The sequence below is a fragment of the Gordonia sp. SGD-V-85 genome (assembly GCF_001456905.1).
Lineage (GTDB): Bacteria > Actinomycetota > Actinomycetes > Mycobacteriales > Mycobacteriaceae > Gordonia > Gordonia hongkongensis.
This window is the reverse complement of sequence record NZ_LNQO01000024.1, coordinates 39028-54387: the sequence shown is the minus strand read 5'-3', so window position 1 is coordinate 54387 and position 15360 is coordinate 39028. Positions and strand designations below refer to the sequence as shown.

The following is a 15360-nucleotide window of genomic DNA, read 5'->3' as shown; positions in this document are numbered from 1 at the left end:
GGTCGATCACGGGTCCGGACACGGACCGCGGACCCATTAGAGCAGGTCTGGGGCCGCCGTGTGACCGAAGCGCGCCGACGACCGAGGTTTTGCGTACAGGGACCCGGGTACCCGAATGATCCCGGGCTGTGGACAGTCGGGATTCACACGACAGAGGAAGGTAGGTGCTCTGGTGGGCACATATGTCACCGCGAATCCGACCACCGGTACGACCGAACGGGAATTTCCCGGACTGAAGGACGACGAGGTGGCCGGCGTGGCCGAACGGTCACTCGCGGCATACCAGGAGTGGCGAGCGACCGAGGCATCCGAACGGGCCACAATCCTTTCCCGGACCGCTGACGAGTACGAGAGGCGAGCCGATGAGCTCGCGGCCGTCATCACGACCGAGATGGGCAAACCCGCCAAGGAGGCGGCGGGAGAGGTCCAGCTGGCCGCGGACATCTATCGCTGGTACGCCGAGCACGGACCGGATCTGCTCGAGACCGAGGCCCTCGACCCGCAGGGCGCGGATGCGTCGATCGTGCAGGTCGCGCCGATCGGACCACTGGTGGGCGTGATGCCGTGGAACTACCCCTACTACCAGGTCGCACGTTTCGTCGCGCCGAACCTGTTGGCCGGCAACACCGTCATTCTCAAGCATGCGTCGATCTGCGCGGCGTCGTCGGCGTTGATGGCAGAAATTTTGCACGACGCGGGTGTGCCCGCCGACGCGTACATCAACGTGTACGCAAGCAGTGATCAGGTCGCAGACCTGCTCGCGCACAACGCGATACGCGGTGTATCACTCACCGGGAGTGAGAAGGCGGGTGCAGCCGTGGCGAAGGTTGCCGCGGAGAACCTGAAGAAGTCCGTGCTCGAGCTCGGCGGTTCGGACCCGTTCATCCTGCTCGACTCCGCCGACACGGAACGCACGACGAAGATCGCGGCGGGCGCACGGCTGTCGAACGCGGGCCAGGCGTGCAACTCGCCGAAACGGTTCATCGTTCTCGACGAGTTGTACGACGACTTCGTCGACGGTGTGGTCAAGCAGTTCGAGTCGACGGTGGTCGGTGATCCGTCCGACGATTCCACTCAGATGGGTCCGCTGTCGTCCCTGTCGGCGCGCGACACCGTGGCCGAACAGGTCGAGACCGCGGTGAAACAGGGCGCCACCCTGCGGACGGGTGGGAAGCCGCTGGAGCGCGACGGAGCCTTCTTCGAACCCACTGTGCTGACGGACATCACCCCGGACATGGACGTCTACTCCGAGGAGATCTTCGGGCCCGTCGCGATGGTCTACAGGGTGTCATCCCCGGAGGATGCCGTGGCGCTCGCCAACGATGTCGAGTTCGGTTTGAGCGGCTCGGTGTGGAGCGGCAACATCGGCAAGGCCGAGGAGGTTGCCGACCAACTCGAAGTCGGCATGGCGTATGTCAACGAACACGGCACCACGCTGCCCGGCCTTCCGTTCGGCGGGGTGAAGCGGTCCGGCTACGGTCGCGAACTCGGGCGTTGGGGCATGGGCGAGTTCGTCAACACCAAGCTGCGTCGCACCGCCTCCGAGTAGCCGGGCGATCGGCGACGGCCGGACGGGCCGATGCGGAAAGCGTCGGCCCGTCTCGCCGTCTGGCCCGTCTCGCTGTTCGGCTCGTGATCCGGCGGCCGGCTGTCCGACGTGTCAGCCGTTGGTCTGACGCGCCCGGTCGACCGCGACGGCCACCCCGTGATGCCACGGAACCCCGTGCCCGGGAAGCAGAGACTTCGCGTCCGTCGCTGCCAGCGCGTCGAGCGACGCCCGATTGCGATCGAGGTCGGCGGTTGCGGAACCGGCGATCATGCGCGGGCCGGTCGCCGCGGTGTACGGATCGAGGGTGACGAGCGCGTCGCCGGCGATGACCGCGTCGCGCAATGGAAAGTGCAGCGACACATGGCCGTAGGTGTGACCGGGAGTCGGCACCACCTGCGCGCCACCGGGGAGCAGGGCATCATCGCCGAAAGGCGTCACATCCAGGTGATCGACGCCGCGCACCGTGAACGCACCGGCCGCCGCCATGCGTCCGAGCAGGCGTAGCGAACGCGGATGACGAAGGGGCACTCCGAATCTGGTCGCGTTCTGATGCGCGTAGCGGTAGGGATGGGACGCCAGCCACGCATCGTCGCGATGGACGTGGACCGGGATCCGCCACTCGCGCGCCAGGCGGCGCGCGGTGCCGACGTGATCGAAATGACCATGCGTGATGATCAGGTCGGTCACGGCATCGGTGTCACGGCCGAGTTCCCGGATGGCCTTGACGAGGGGTTCGTACGAACGGGGGAGTCCACAGTCGACGAGGATCAGCCGGTCCTGGTCCTCGATCAGGTACTGATTCGTGTAGGCGTACTCGAGCCAGTGGATGCCGGGGACGACGCCACGATGGAAGGTCATGACGAGACGCGTACCCGGTGGTCGCGGCAGCAAACCGGGACGACCGTCGAAGTTTGGACAAGACCGGGGGTTTCTGTAATCACCCCGGCCTCTGGCTCGACATGCGGGTTACAGCACCGCAGGAGCGTGACTGCGACAGTAACAGGAACACCCCGGTGAACGCGAATCACCGATCGCCGACCTGCTGTCGATCGTCGATGAAGACCTGCCAGCACAGGTCATTGCGGGCATGTTGGTCGTCGAGCACCAACTCGCGTACCCGAACAGGGAGATGTTCTCGCTGCCAAGCGCATTCGTGTCTACCCGCGTCGACCCCGTGTGCGGACCGGACTGCCTTGATCGCGTACGCCGCGGCACCGAGGTCGTGCGATGCGACGTGCGCGGTCACCGCCGCTTGCCCGGCGGCGTAGGCGGCGAACCGCGGTGCGCCACGTAGATCGCGGGCGGCACCCATGGCGTGTCCGCCGGCGGCGCGCGACTCCATCATCGCCAGTTCGCCCCGGGTCCACGCGCGGACCGCCGCGATTGCCTCCCTGGGGCGAGCGTCATCCGGCCGTGCCGACTCGAACAAGGGCAGAACGTGCTCCGCACACCGTGCCGCCCAGAGCGCCAGCAAGTGGTGATCGGCGTCGGTGAGCGTCCCGCCACGACGGATGGTGACCAGGCGGGGGTCGAACACTGTGGGGAGGATCATCGCGACCTCTCTGCCGGCCGCGGACTCAACGGCCGCGCCGGGCAATTCGCACCTCGACGTCCTCGGGTGTGAGAACCGCGGTGGGTTCGGCGACGACGCCCACGCGTACGGGCGCCTGGGCTCGGTCGGTGACGGTGAGCGGCGGGCCGTCGGGCTGCAGATGGTCGTTGCCCCACTGCATCAACGACATCACCACAGGAAACAGATCGCGGCCCATGTCGGTGAGCTGATACTCGAACCGTTCGCGCTGCCCGGCGTCGCGGTAGGGGACCTTGGTGAAGATCCCGGCCTCGGTGAGTTCGCGCAGGCGGGCCGACGCGACCGCGTCGCTGATCCCGACCCGCCGGCTGAACTGATCGAACCTGGTGGCGCCGTAGAAGGCCTCCCGCAGGATGAGGATCGCCGACCGGGTGCCCACCATGTCGATCGCCTTCGCGATCGAGCAGCCGCTCGCCTCCCAGCTGTCGCGTTCGGCCAGCGGGCCCTTCAGGTGCATCATGCCCCCAGCCTACCCTGACTTGACAAGACCATAGCCAGAGCGTAGACCTGACTTTGGTAGACAAAAGTCAGCCATCATCCGGATCGGGTTGCGTTCCGATCCGCACACTGACGGAGGATCAGTCATGAGATCTGCGGTCATCGTCGACGCTGTTCGCACACCCATCGGCAAGGGCAAGCCCACCGGCGCCCTCCATGACGTTCATCCCGTCGACCTCCTCGCGCACAGCCTCCGAGCAGTCGTGGACCGTTCGGGTGTCGATCCCGAACTCGTCGACGACGTGATCACCGGTGTCGTCAGTCAGGTGGGGGAGCAGAGTTTCAACATCGCGCGGCGCGCGCTCCTGGCCGCCGGCTACCCCGAATCCGTGCCGGGGGTCTCCGTCGACCGCCAATGCGGAAGCGGGCAACAGGCCATCGCGTTCGCCGCGCAGGGCATCATCGCGGGCACGTACGACATCGCGGTCGCCGCGGGTGTCGAATCGATGTCCCGTATCCCGATGGGCTCGGCCGTTGCCGGTACCGCCGATCTCAACGGACGGGCGTTCGGCGAACGATACCCGCAGGGCCTCGTGGGTCAGGGGATCTCGGCGGAACTGATCGCCGCCCGCTGGGACATCTCGCGACGCGAGATCGACGAATTCTCGCTGCGGTCACACGATCTCGCCGCCACCGCCACCAAGAACGGACTCTTCGACGACGAACTCGCCCCCATCGCGGGGCTGACGTCGGACGAGGGCATCCGGCTCGGGGGCAACCTCGACGACCTCGCCCGGCTGCGACCGGCCTACTACGACGAGGCGATCGCGAACCGGTTCCCCGAGATCGACTGGCGGATCACCGCGGCGAGTGCGAGTCAGATCAGCGACGGGTCGTCGGCGGTGCTGCTGATGAGCGAGGAGAAAGCCGCCGAACTCGGTCTGCGTCCGCGCGCTCGTGTGCACACCATCGCGGTCGCCGGTGACGACCCACTCCTGATGCTCACCGGCATCATCCCGGCGACGCGGAAGGCACTGTTACGCAGTGGTTTGCGAGTCGAGGACATCGACCTGTTCGAGGTGAACGAGGCGTTCGCGCCGGTGGTACTGGCGTGGTCGCGGGAGTTCGGGGTGGACGTGGATCGAGTCAACGTCAACGGCGGTGCGATCGCGCTCGGCCACCCGCTGGGTGCCAGCGGTGCCCGCCTCGCGACCACGGGACTGAACGCGCTGGAACAGCGCGGCGGTCGTTACCTCCTGCAAACGATGTGTGAGGCAGGCGGATTGGCCAACGCGACGATCTACGAGCGACTCGGCTGAGCCGTCGGCGGTCCGGGCGGACGTGCTCGTCGTCCATTCGGTGTATCTCGGTCGCACACGTTGCGTCCGCCCGGTACCGTGATTGCGCATACCCGCTGTTCGGAGCGGGGCCGATGACTGCGGGGACCTCATGAACCCAACCGACCCGAATGCAGCAGCGCTCGTCGCGACGCGGGAGGCCACCGTTCTGGCGCATCTCGAGGCCGAGAATCGGCACGACGTCGGTGCCACGCTGGCGACGTTCAAAGACGGCGCGGCACGTACCGAGTTGCCCGGTGAGATCGCCGATGGCCACGACGCGGTGTCGGCCTCGTATCACGAACTGTTCACCGCATTGCCGGACATGCATTTCGATGTCGACCCCGAGACGCTGTGCCATCACGACGATCGAGTCATCTGTGAGACGCGAGTTCGCGGAACACATCTGGGCCCATACCGCGGGCTCGCCCCGACGGGTCGGTCTCTCGACCTGCCCATCGTCGCGGTGTTCACCTTCGCGGGCTCAGATCTGGTTGCGGAGCGCGCCTACTTCGACCGTCTGGAAATGTTCATGCAGCTCGGGGTCGCGCGGGATCCGAACACCCTCGCCGGCCGGATCGCCACGCTGCTCAATCACCCGATCACGGTCATCGGCGCTGCTGTCCGTCGTCTAACATCCCGGTCCGCCGCGTCGGCCTGACGCCGCTGAGGATCACACCCCCAGGCGGCGCCTCGCCGCATCGATGTCGAAAGACGTCGGGTCGAAGGCAGAACCAGGTGACATGCCCGCCCACTCGCGTAGCTCCAGATGGCGAGGGTGCGTCTGATCATTGACCGCCTCGATGAAGTCCGCCCATCCAGGCACTCCGCCGACGTCTTCGAACGGGGCGGTTCCACCACCGTCGATGAACGTCACCGGCGGTTCGTCGTCGTTCATCGGCGCGAATGCCTCGACGACAATGCTCACTTCCCAGCCGTCGCCGAAGTCGTACTCGTAGGTCACCACGTCGCCGGGTTCGTCGACCAGCTCGCCCAGGGTCGAGTCGAAGACAGACTCCGTGTATTGGTCGACCCGTGCGGTGTCCATCGCTTCGTCGGACAGGTACCGGTGCGCGTGGCCAGAACACGGCGTTGTGAAGGGGTAGAGATGCGCGTCGTCCCAGGCGAAAGCAGCTTGGAGCACTTCATGGAGTTCGTTCAATGGAACCAGCGCGAGAATTCGAATCCGTCGCCAGACTCTGGGTCGTACGCCGGCGAGTTCGACGCGCACCGTGATCATGGTCGCCTCGCCCCCGCTCTCCGGATTGTGACGTTCCGGAAATCCGCCCCACACCGCGGGTCGCAACCCCTCGGGGACGACGTAGTCACCGTCCTCGTTGAGGACGAGCCACCCGTCCTCGATGATGTGCTCGACGCGAGAATGAGCCTTGGGAATCTCCGGTGAGATCAGCCCGTCATCGCGCAGGGCGGCGAAGCGATCGGCGGCAAACGGCATGATCGTCAGCCCGTGGTATACGACGCGCGCGACGATACCGTCCACAAACTGTGCCTTTGCACTCGAATCAGAGGTCAACGCCCTGCCGACGGCCGCAGCCAGCGTGCTGCGTCGCGTCGTCAGCGACTGTGGTCCACGCCAGGACGCGGCCGCCGGGCCCGGGTAGACATGGGATGGAGTAATTGCGATCAACTGGGCATCCCGGGCGAGCTCCCAGATCTCGGCAAGAACGCGATGATGTTTCATTGCCTTGAGTGCTGCTGACGGTTGCTCGATCTGAAGGGCCTGCAGAAGGTCCGGAAGCAGTGCCGGCTTGAGCCATCCACTCGGCGTCACCGGCCGTTTGTAACCGATCCAGTCCATCAACACATCGAGCCGCTGCAAAACCCGAACCGCTTCCAGTGCATCGCGCTCGGCGGAGCTGTCGATGTCGTCGACCTCGACCTTCAGCCCGCCCATGGAGTCGAGGAGGTATCCCTGGCAAGCCCCCATCACGACATCGGCGCTGATGGCTCCTGTCCACCTGGAAGTGGTGACGAGGAAATCGATGAACAGGCGCAATGCGAAGACCGCGATGCTTGCCGGTAAGGCGTCGTCCTCTTCCTCTTCCATGTACTCGGCGAAGTCGATTGCCGCATCGACCTCATCGAGCGACCACTCGGTGGGCCGATGGTCTGGCAATGCGTAGCCGACGGCAAAGTCCAGCGCTCTTACGGCGTCGACGATGGCTGCCTGCTTGTCCGGATCGTCTTCGAATTCCTCGCTGGGCAGCCATCGTTCGAACTCGCGCAACAGGACGCCCATCTCCGAGGTGTCGCGACCCCGGATCGGGATCACGTTGCTGTTTCGGCGGGCAGCCCGCTTCTTCGCCTTCTCGGTCCGCTTGGCGCCGCGGGATCGCTTGTTCTTCCGGCTCATCGGCGTCGATCCTATGCGCTGGCGCGTCCGACAGCCAGGCCGATTTCTGGTGCCGACAGCACTCGAACGGCCCCGGCTTTGAGGTGCCGGGACCGTTCGATTCGGAGGTTCCAGATGTCCTCAGCGCTCACCCGGTCCCTGCTCCACCGGTTCCTTCTCTTCCGGCACGTCCTCCTTCTTCGCCAGCGCGCTGGGCCACCACACGGGACGGCCGATGTCGTAGACGAGCGCCGGGACGAGCAGGGTCCGGACGATCAACGCGTCGAGGAGGACGCCGAAGGCGACGATGAACGCAATCTGCGCCAGGAAGATCAGCGGGATGACCGCCAGGGCGGAGAACGTCGCCGCGAGGACCACGCCGGCCGAGGTGATGACTCCGCCGGTGACCGTGAGCCCACGGAGAACACCTCGGCGCGTACCGATCTGCAGTGCTTCCTCGCGGACGCGGGTCATCAGGAAGATGTTGTAGTCGATGCCCAGCGCGACCAAGAAGACGAACGCGAACAGCGGCACGACCGGGTCGGCGCCGGGGAATCCGAGGATGTGGTTGAACACGATCGACGAAATTCCCAGTGTGGCCGCGAAACTCAGGATGACGGTGGCCATCAGGAGAATCGGGGCGACGATCGCCCGGAGCAGCGCGCACAGGATGAGCAGCACGACGATGCTGACGATCGGGATGATCAGGTTCCGGTCGTGGATGGCCGTCGTCTTGGTGTCGAGGTCGACCGCCGTCGGACCACCCACGAGCGCGTCGGCGCCGTTGACGTTCCCCACCGCGTCGCGAAGACGCTCGATGGTCTCCTCGGCGGCCAGGGAATCGGCCGGATCGGTCAGGGTCGCCTGCAGAGCGACCCGTCCGTCGACGGTCTTGGGGGCGCCGCCCGGATCGGTGACCGGGACGACCTCGGCGACGCCGTCGACATTCGCCGCCGTGTTCTGCACCTGCTGCAGCGATGCGGCGTCGGCGATGATGACCGCGGGTGAACCGTCCCCGGCGTCGAAGTGGGCGGTGAGGACTTCTTGGCCCTCCTGCGACTCCACTGCTACGAGGAAGGTGTCGGACTGCGCGACCCCGTCGGCCTTGAACTGGGGGAGGAACAGCGCGAAGAGCACGAGTAGCAACGTCGTGGCCACCCAGAAGCGGCGGGGGTGCCGTCCGATCCGGTTCGCCAGGGCGCCCCAGACGCGATGATTGCTGCTGTCGTCACGTTGCGCCGACGCCGGGTCGACGACCGGTCGCTTCGGCCAGAAAGCACTGCGTCCGAGCAGGGTCAGCGCCGCGGGGAGGAACGTCATCGACGCCAGGAACGATGCCGCGATGCCGATCGCGGCAACGGGGCCGAGACCGCGGTTGGAGTTCAGATCCGACAGCAGGAGGCACAGCACACCGGCGATGACCGTGCCGGCGGAGGCGGCGACCGGTTCGAGGGTCGCGCGCCACGCGGCCCGCATGGCGTCGTACTTGTCGGCGGTCAGCCGTAGTTCTTCTCGATAGCGGGACACCAGGAGCAGGGCGTAGTCCGTCGCCGCACCGAACACGAGGATGAAGAGGATGCCCTGGCTCTGGCCGTTGAGGGTGAGCACGTCGTTCGACGCGAGCACGTAGACCAGCAGGCTGGCGAGCCCCAGCGCGAACACGGCGGACACGATCACGACGAACGGGAGGATCGGACTGCGGTACACCACGATGAGGATCAGGATGACGACCGCGCCGGCAACCAGTAGCAGCAGGCCGTCGATCCCGCCGAATGCCTCGGTGAGGTCGCCCGCGATGCCTGCGGGTCCGGTCACATACACCGACAGTCCCTCGGGCGGGCCGTTCGCGAGTTCCGCACGCAGAGCCTCGATGCTTTCCGAGATCTCCCCGGAGGAGTCGACGGGCACGATCATCTGGATCGCCTGACCATCCTGCGAGCGGATCGGCGGAGACGTTCGCTCGGAGATCCCGTCCGAGCCGGCGACCTTGCCCACCGCCTCGGACACGAACGCGAGGTCGGCCTCGGTGATGCCGCTCGTACGTTCGGCCACCACGACGGCCGGGATCTCGGAGGAGTCCACGAAGTCGGCTTCCAGGCGGGAGACCTCGGTGGCTTCGGCGGACGCGGGCAGGAACGACGTGTTGTCGTTCGCCTGTACGTCACCGAGTTTTCCGGCGAACGGTCCGCCGACAGAACCCAGGGCCAGCCATCCGATAACCAAGAGGGCTGGCAGAATCCATCGCAAGCGACTGACTCGTCGAGCAGAGGTGGGTGGGTTCACGGGCTTCCGTTCGTCGGTTGCGGGTGGAGTGCGTGAGCACCATGATGTTCAGCAGGCTGAACAATTGCAAGTCTGCGCGGTGTGACGTAGAGAATCGGCAGGACAAGGTGAACGACGGGAACGACGGGATGGACGGGTGGCCGACCGGTCGGCTGCTGTCGGTGGCGGCACGGCTCGTCGAGCACGCCTGGGAGGCGGTACTGCGGGAGTACGACATCTCGAGCGCCGGACTCGTCGTCCTCCATGTGGTGAGCACGGGACCGGCCACCCAGCGCGAGGTCGCCAAGAAGGCCAGGGTGACCGATCAAACTGCGAGCCGCACCATCGAGCGACTGGAACGAATGGGTTACGTACGGCGTCAGGTCGATCCCGACGACGAGCGGCGAAAGCATGTGAGCGCGACTCCGGCCGGTGCCGAGGTCTACCGCGCATTGCTCGAACGGGAGCGAACCGACCCGGCGCTGATCGCGTCCATCGGCGCGTCAGAACCGCAACTCCGTCGATTGTTGCTCGAACTGATTCGCGTGCAACAGGATCGGAGCTCGGGGCCGTCATAGCGTCGCGTCGGTGCTCAACCCGCGTCGCGGGCCGCTTCGAGTCCGGCGACGAGCGCGTCGACCTTCGCCCGGTTCTCCGCCGACGTCATCAGCCCGACGAACGGCGGGCGCGAGAAGGTGAGGGTCACCTGGAGGAGCTGTTCGCGTTCACCGCCGAACAGCTTCCTCCGTCGGTCGGTCTCGGTGACCTCCGCGGAGACGAACGATGCCGCCGGTAACCGGGTCTTGGACGTGCCGCCGCGGAGTTTCTCGAACCACTCGCCATCGAGCACGACCGTTTCATTCGACAGACCATGGATCTCGAGCACGTGCTACCCCTCGCCCTGCGGATTGTGTCGTGATCACGATATCCGCCGCGAACGTCGACGCCGGGGTTTGCGGCAGATCACAACACCGTTGTCCTTCGACGCCGGCGCGCACTACTGTGCCGATCGTGCATACACCGACCTGCTGGGCCAACACTCGTTCGGCGACCCGTGGCTGAGGTGAGACTTCGGCAGGCCGACGACGCCGACACGGACCGCCTCGTGGCCGTGTGGCGTTCGGCGGTCGAGGCTACGCATCACTTCCTGACTTCCGCCGACATCGACGGCTACGCGGATCGACTCGCACGAGACTACTTTCCGGCGGTCGAGTTGGTCGTCGCGGAGGCCGACGGAGTGGTCGTCGGCTTCAGCGGAACCGCAGAGAATCGGCTCGAGATGCTGTTCGTCGATTCGGCCGCCCACGGGCGGGGCATCGGCACGGTGCTTCTCGATCACGCGGTCGCGCACGGCGGCGTCGACGAACTCGACGTCAACGAACAGAACCCGGGCGCCGCGGAGTTCTATCGGCGCAGGGGGTTCGAGCAGGTGGGCCGCTCGCCGGTGGATTCCGACGGCCAGCCGTTCCCGTTGCTGCACTTTCGGCGCGCCGGGGTCCCGTGACACGTAGGTTCGCGCCGCAGAGCCGGGCGCATCGCGGGTGCAGAACTTGTTCACCGTCACCACTGCCATTCGAGGCCATTAGAAGACTCGCGTACGAGTGACGGCTCACGTTCGGATGTGTCGAACTGCGACTGCTGCCCTAACTTATTCACCGTCATTACTGCCAGTCGAGGCCTTTAGAAGACTCGCGTACGAGTGACGGCTCACGTTCGGATGTGTCGAACTGCGACTGCTGCCCTACGCAGCTGATACCGCGCCGAAGACAAACGGGGACGGGAGAGTTCGAGTCCGGCATCGTCGGCGATGTGCTCGACAACCTGGTCGACACTGCGTTCGTCTGCTGGCACATGGCTTGCGAATCGGTCCTCGCCAAGCCGGGCGACGCACCTCCCAGTCTGTTTCATCGCCCAGGTCTCATCGGCGCCGAGGATGGGGCCGAGACGGTGAGCAAGGCGGGCTCTGAGACGTCGATGGATCACTTCGACGGAAGCGGTCAGGGTGTAGTGCCTGACATCGGCGCCATGCTCTTTGAGTCCACCGACGATCTCGTCGAAGTACTCAGCGTCGACGAGCGTCATGGGAACTATCACCGGGCAGTCGCTTGATTGTTCGGCATCCAAGAGGGTTTGGGTGACGCCCGTGCGCCACTGCGGTAGGTCCTGAAAATCGTCGCGCCGGGCGGGCGGCAGCATCTTGTGCATCGCGAATCCGAGGAGTTCGGGATCGGCCACGTGCGACGCAGTCAGCCGGCGGTGAAGCTCGTGTGCGGTCTGTGTCTTACCGACGCCGAAGGCGCCGTTGATCCAGATCAACATGACGTGAGGTTACCGACAGGTGGGCCGCGCTTCCGGTGAAGCGGTCAGGGGCGATGTCGGTCCGCCGGTCAGGATTCGTGCCTCCGATCCTCGGTGCCGCCTGCCTGGCCGGGGGAGAGGCGCACCCGCACTTCACTGGTGCCAGGCCACTCGTCGGCGTCGGGACCGTAGAGCCAGGTCGCCGTGAGGAGGTGCGGGGGAGTGGACCAGCTATTCGTCGACGTCTCGCAATGGACCGGGTGGTCGACCCACTAGTCGCCGCCACCCGAGCTTCCGCCAGAGGAATCGGAGCCGCCGTCGCCTGACGATCGGGAGCACCAGGGCGAGCACGAAGAGCAACGCGGCTACGACGACGGTCAGCCAATCCGGCGCCCCGAGTAACGCGGTGACGATGGTGGTTCCGATCGCGACGAACATCAAGACCGTTCCGAGCGTGATGCGCGGCAATGCTCCTCCTTGATAGCGACGTCGAGGTCTGTCCGACTGCCGTCTCCGCGACAGGTTACGCAGGTGTTTGGCGGTGTCTCCGTCGAAACTTCACAGGACCGACGGCTCGTCGGCATGTTCGAGTTGACGCGTCCGGGATCATTGGCCACATGGAAACCAAATACGAGGCTTGGCCTGCACTACCGGTGGATTCGTGGGTCGACACAAGGGACACCGTCCAGTTGTGGACCCAGATCGTCGGCAAGACGCGTCTCGCTCTCGGACCCGAGGTCAACCACTGGTGGGGCGTACCGCTGTATGTGGACGCACGTGGCCTGACCACGTCTCTGATGGCCGTCGGAGACCGCGGCCTCGAGATCCGCTTCGACTTTCTGGACCACCAGCTGCTCTTCCTCGTCACCGATGGCAGCACCCGTCAGATGAAGCTGGAACCGCGGACGGTTGCCGATTTCTACGCGGAGTACACCGCCCACCTCGCCGACCTCGGTTTCGACATCGCCATCGTCGGTACTCCCGTCGAACTGCCCGATGCGACCCCGTTCGCCGAGGACACCGCCCACTCGTCGTACGACGCCGACGCCGTGTCTCGGTTCTGGCGGTCTCTCGTCAGTGCGCATCGCGTGCTGTCGGAGTTCCGCGGCGGCTTCCGTGGCAAGTCGTCACCCGTGCACTTCTTCTGGGGCGCTTTCGATCTGGCTGTCACGCGGTTCTCGGGTCGCAGCGCACCCCAGCATCCGGGTGGTGTACCGAATTGCCCCGACTGGGTGATGCACGAGGCCTATAGCGACGAGGTGTCGAGCGCGGGCTACTGGCCGGGTGGCGCCGAGGAGGGGGCCTTCTACGCCTACGCCTACCCACATCCCGAGGGCTACGACACGCACCCGGCGGTCGAGGCTCCGGCGCGATGGGATGCCGCACTGGGCGAGTACATCCTGCCGTATCACCTTGTGCGCCAGTCGCCGGACCCGGACGCGGTGGTCCTGAAGTTCCTCGAGCAGACTCATCGTGCGGCGGCGGAGACGGCGGGCTGGGACTAGACGCCGGCCGGCGGCGGACGTTACGGACTTCCAGAGGTCACCTCGTCGACGCGACTTCAAACGGAGTGGTGTCGACGGGGTCTGTTCGTCGTTCGTCCTGGCCGGTTGCGATCTCGCTCAGCGGCGCCGCTCGCCACCTAGCCCCCGTGCCTATCCGGCGAGCTGAGCGTCCAGCGCTTCGAACGCCGCGCGCCAGCCGGCGGCCGCGTACTCGTACTGCTCGTCGGTGAGGTTGCCACCGGTTTGGCTGAAACGGATCTCGGTGCCGTTGTCGACTGCCATGAAGTCAGCGGTGAGGAGTTCACGTTCATCACCCGGCGCGTCGGTCATCGTCAGTACGAGTCTGTTCGGCCGTCGGACCTCGACGTACTCACCGCGCCAATGAAATTCGGGGAAATCGTCCCCGACGATCATCGTTGCTGCCCAGGTGCCCCCGGGTCGGGCGTCGAGCGATACCGATTCGACGGGGACCTGATTCGCGCTGCCGCCGAAGACCGCGGCGAACAGAGCCGGCGTCGTCCACGCGTCGAACACGGCGGCGGGAGAAGCGTTCAGTGTGTAGGTGAGGGTTACCCCGGTTGCGTCCGTCATGGTGTCACTGCCTTCTGGTCGTCGACGTCGGCCGACATCGATGTTGTTGCGCCGCGGACGGCTCGGTCCGCAGGAGGGCAGACTCTCGTTGCTCGCAGAACTCATCGGGCTCACGGCGGGGAGGACGCTGACCTGGGTGCGGTTGGGCAGGGACAGTCGGGCGAGTCTTGATCGGCGCCGACCCACCGGCCAGGTCTGCTAGGTTCTCGACGACGTGCCTTTCCAGGCGAACAGGAACCGGTGGGTATCAGTTGTGAACGAAGAACCGCGCGCCGGCGGCAAGGCGCCCGCGATGAGGCCGTCCGAGGCGCCGATCGAGGAAGTGCTCGACCGAGCAGTCGGTCCACGTCGGGACGAGGCCGATGAACTGGTCGCCCTGCTCGCTGAGATCTCCGGACACCGGCCCGTCGTCTGGGCCGGCCGTATGATCGGCTTCGGCGAGTACGAGTACCGCTACGCCAGCGGGCATGGCGGTCGGGCGCCGGAACTCGCTTTCGCGCCCGGCCCGAAGAATCACACCATCTACCTGGTCAGCGACTTCGCGACGCAATGGCCAGATCTCATCGACCGGCTGGGAAAGTGTCGCGTCGCCAAGTCGTGCCTCCACGTCACTCGCCTCCGAGACGTCGATCATGCAGTGCTGACAACGCTTCTCGAACGATCGTTGGCGCAGACACGTTCGTCCCACGGGGGTTGAGATCACCGCGGCCGGTATGCGGTCAGTCGAGATATCCGGTCTCCGGGTTGATGTTCGAGAGGAACTCCCTGATCGACTCGCGGTGGTCGCGAATCGTCGGCAGGGGGAGTGGCAGCGGGGCGGGCGGGAGCCCGTCGTCGCTCTGCCACGCGACACGCGGGCCGCTGGAGCCGAAGCCGTACCCAGGGTTCGGGCCCGACGTCCACGTGCTCGAATACCCACCGTCGGCATGGACTGTCACTTGAAACAGTTCACCGTCGACGACCAGATCGACCGGGCCGTCGGCCGGCGTCGGGCGCCAGTCATCGCTCTGTTGCGCAATCATCCGTGGGACGTTAGAGACTCACGTCGGTACTCGCATGGCATTTTTCCGCAGACGGGGACGTGACTCCGAGTGGTGATCAGTGGCCGGGGAAGTGATCCGGCCCGATGGTCATTTGCGGCCACGGTGGTTGCCGCAGGACCGCAGCCGATCCCAGCGCGGCCGCGACGAGGCCGGTGATCACGCCGATGAGTGCCACCCGGCCGCCGTCGACCGCCGGGGTCCAGGTCGTTGCCCCCTCGGTCACCGTGTACGCGCCGACGGCCACCGACCGGTCGCGGAACCCGCGGCGAGACACCAGGATCATCGTGGTGCGTTCGTCGATGACGATCGGTTCCTCGAAGTACGTGCCGCGCCGTACGGTGGATTCGTTGTCCGACATCAGTTCTCCTATCGTTCTATGGGCGATCACGAGGT

General features: G+C 66.0%; 18 protein-coding genes. 6 read left to right on the top strand and 12 right to left on the bottom strand.

The genetic code is table 11. The annotated features are described in order from the left end of the window. The first annotated feature begins 172 nt into the window (after positions 1 to 172). Positions 173 to 1549, top strand: a complete 1377-nt coding sequence (locus AS181_RS21275; protein WP_058253486.1) for an NAD-dependent succinate-semialdehyde dehydrogenase — start codon at positions 173 to 175, stop codon at positions 1547 to 1549. 111 nt (positions 1550 to 1660) lie between these two features. On the opposite strand, the gene AS181_RS21270 is transcribed toward AS181_RS21275, so the two are convergent. The 3 genes from AS181_RS21270 to AS181_RS21260 all read right to left on the bottom strand — a co-directional run bounded on the left by AS181_RS21270 (position 1661) and on the right by AS181_RS21260 (position 3600). Further along, positions 1661 to 2407, bottom strand: coding sequence for an MBL fold metallo-hydrolase (locus tag AS181_RS21270; protein ID WP_058253485.1), 747 nt, complete (start codon positions 2405 to 2407; stop codon positions 1661 to 1663). A gap of 166 nt (positions 2408 to 2573) precedes the next feature. Next, on the bottom strand, positions 2574 to 3101 hold the full coding sequence (locus AS181_RS21265; RefSeq protein WP_058253520.1) for a putative immunity protein: 528 nt from the start codon (positions 3099 to 3101) through the stop codon (positions 2574 to 2576). Between the two features lie 25 nt (positions 3102 to 3126). Further along, positions 3127 to 3600 carry a winged helix-turn-helix transcriptional regulator gene (locus tag AS181_RS21260; protein ID WP_058253484.1) on the bottom strand — a complete coding sequence of 158 codons (474 nt, stop codon included), beginning with the start codon at positions 3598 to 3600 and terminating at the stop codon, positions 3127 to 3129. A 124-nt stretch (positions 3601 to 3724) separates the two neighbouring features. Between AS181_RS21260 and AS181_RS21255 the strand changes: the two genes are divergently transcribed. After that, complete coding sequence (locus AS181_RS21255; RefSeq protein WP_058253483.1) at positions 3725 to 4897, top strand: acetyl-CoA C-acyltransferase; 1173 nt, start codon at positions 3725 to 3727, stop codon at positions 4895 to 4897. Positions 4898 to 5027: 130 nt separating this feature from the next. Continuing rightward, the gene (locus AS181_RS21250; protein WP_058253482.1) at positions 5028 to 5576 is read left to right on the top strand and encodes an ester cyclase; all 549 of its coding nucleotides are present in this window, start codon (positions 5028 to 5030) and stop codon (positions 5574 to 5576) included. Between the two features lie 12 nt (positions 5577 to 5588). Here the strand turns inward: AS181_RS21250 and AS181_RS21245 are convergent, their stop codons facing one another. Continuing rightward, positions 5589 to 7175: a plasmid pRiA4b ORF-3 family protein gene (locus tag AS181_RS21245; protein WP_175404375.1), complete on the bottom strand. Its 1587-nt coding sequence runs from the start codon at positions 7173 to 7175 to the stop codon at positions 5589 to 5591. A 234-nt stretch (positions 7176 to 7409) separates the two neighbouring features. Then, positions 7410 to 9551: an MMPL family transporter gene (locus AS181_RS21240; protein ID WP_058253480.1), complete on the bottom strand. Its 2142-nt coding sequence runs from the start codon at positions 9549 to 9551 to the stop codon at positions 7410 to 7412. Between the two features lie 41 nt (positions 9552 to 9592). Here AS181_RS21240 and AS181_RS21235 point away from each other — a divergent pair, with 41 nt between their 5' ends. Then, positions 9593 to 10108 (top strand): MarR family winged helix-turn-helix transcriptional regulator, encoded by a 516-nt coding sequence (locus AS181_RS21235; RefSeq protein WP_078114055.1) that lies wholly within the window; start codon positions 9593 to 9595, stop codon positions 10106 to 10108. 14 nt (positions 10109 to 10122) lie between these two features. Here the strand turns inward: AS181_RS21235 and AS181_RS21230 are convergent, their stop codons facing one another. Beyond that, on the bottom strand, positions 10123 to 10416 hold the full coding sequence (locus tag AS181_RS21230; protein WP_058253479.1) for a hypothetical protein: 294 nt from the start codon (positions 10414 to 10416) through the stop codon (positions 10123 to 10125). Between the two features lie 168 nt (positions 10417 to 10584). On the opposite strand from AS181_RS21230, the gene AS181_RS21225 reads away from it, so the two are divergent. After that, positions 10585 to 11034 carry a GNAT family N-acetyltransferase gene (locus AS181_RS21225; protein WP_078114049.1) on the top strand — a complete coding sequence of 150 codons (450 nt, stop codon included), beginning with the start codon at positions 10585 to 10587 and terminating at the stop codon, positions 11032 to 11034. A 203-nt stretch (positions 11035 to 11237) separates the two neighbouring features. On the opposite strand, the gene AS181_RS21220 is transcribed toward AS181_RS21225, so the two are convergent. Beyond that, entirely contained in the window at positions 11238 to 11849 is a 612-nt protein-coding gene (locus tag AS181_RS21220) for an AAA family ATPase (RefSeq protein WP_058253478.1), read from the bottom strand. A 210-nt stretch (positions 11850 to 12059) separates the two neighbouring features. Continuing rightward, entirely contained in the window at positions 12060 to 12296 is a 237-nt protein-coding gene (locus AS181_RS21215) for a hypothetical protein (RefSeq protein ID WP_058253477.1), read from the bottom strand. 149 nt (positions 12297 to 12445) lie between these two features. Between AS181_RS21215 and AS181_RS21210 the strand changes: the two genes are divergently transcribed. Next, positions 12446 to 13333: a DUF5996 family protein gene (locus AS181_RS21210; protein WP_058253476.1), complete on the top strand. Its 888-nt coding sequence runs from the start codon at positions 12446 to 12448 to the stop codon at positions 13331 to 13333. A gap of 150 nt (positions 13334 to 13483) precedes the next feature. On the opposite strand, the gene AS181_RS21205 is transcribed toward AS181_RS21210, so the two are convergent. From AS181_RS21205 to AS181_RS21190, 4 genes are all read right to left on the bottom strand, one after another. Beyond that, entirely contained in the window at positions 13484 to 13924 is a 441-nt protein-coding gene (locus AS181_RS21205; RefSeq protein WP_058253475.1) for an SRPBCC family protein, read from the bottom strand. Positions 13925 to 14171: 247 nt separating this feature from the next. After that, positions 14172 to 14558 (bottom strand): hypothetical protein, encoded by a 387-nt coding sequence (locus tag AS181_RS25785; RefSeq protein ID WP_156422438.1) that lies wholly within the window; start codon positions 14556 to 14558, stop codon positions 14172 to 14174. Positions 14559 to 14643: 85 nt separating this feature from the next. Beyond that, positions 14644 to 14946, bottom strand: coding sequence for a hypothetical protein (locus AS181_RS21195; protein ID WP_058253474.1), 303 nt, complete (start codon positions 14944 to 14946; stop codon positions 14644 to 14646). 76 nt (positions 14947 to 15022) lie between these two features. Continuing rightward, positions 15023 to 15325 carry a hypothetical protein gene (locus AS181_RS21190; RefSeq protein WP_058253473.1) on the bottom strand — a complete coding sequence of 101 codons (303 nt, stop codon included), beginning with the start codon at positions 15323 to 15325 and terminating at the stop codon, positions 15023 to 15025. Positions 15326 to 15360 lie beyond the last annotated feature (35 nt).

Coding starts and splice junctions, on each gene's coding strand:
- AS181_RS21255 (WP_058253483.1), top strand. CDS start 3,725: ATGAGATCTGCGGTCATCGTCGACGCTGTTCGCACACCCATCGGCAAG.
- AS181_RS21195 (WP_058253474.1), bottom strand. CDS start 14,946: ATGATTGCGCAACAGAGCGATGACTGGCGCCCGACGCCGGCCGACGGC.
- AS181_RS21260 (WP_058253484.1), bottom strand. CDS start 3,600: ATGATGCACCTGAAGGGCCCGCTGGCCGAACGCGACAGCTGGGAGGCG.
- AS181_RS21270 (WP_058253485.1), bottom strand. CDS start 2,407: ATGACCTTCCATCGTGGCGTCGTCCCCGGCATCCACTGGCTCGAGTAC.
- AS181_RS21245 (WP_175404375.1), bottom strand. CDS start 7,175: ATGGGCGTCCTGTTGCGCGAGTTCGAACGATGGCTGCCCAGCGAGGAA.
- AS181_RS21265 (WP_058253520.1), bottom strand. CDS start 3,101: ATGATCCTCCCCACAGTGTTCGACCCCCGCCTGGTCACCATCCGTCGT.
- AS181_RS21205 (WP_058253475.1), bottom strand. CDS start 13,924: ATGACGGACGCAACCGGGGTAACCCTCACCTACACACTGAACGCTTCT.
- AS181_RS21190 (WP_058253473.1), bottom strand. CDS start 15,325: ATGTCGGACAACGAATCCACCGTACGGCGCGGCACGTACTTCGAGGAA.
- AS181_RS21235 (WP_078114055.1), top strand. CDS start 9,593: ATGATGTTCAGCAGGCTGAACAATTGCAAGTCTGCGCGGTGTGACGTA.
- AS181_RS21220 (WP_058253478.1), bottom strand. CDS start 11,849: ATGTTGATCTGGATCAACGGCGCCTTCGGCGTCGGTAAGACACAGACC.
- AS181_RS25785 (WP_156422438.1), bottom strand. CDS start 14,558: ATGATCGACGTCTCGGAGGCGAGTGACGTGGAGGCACGACTTGGCGAC.
- AS181_RS21250 (WP_058253482.1), top strand. CDS start 5,028: ATGAACCCAACCGACCCGAATGCAGCAGCGCTCGTCGCGACGCGGGAG.
- AS181_RS21210 (WP_058253476.1), top strand. CDS start 12,446: ATGGAAACCAAATACGAGGCTTGGCCTGCACTACCGGTGGATTCGTGG.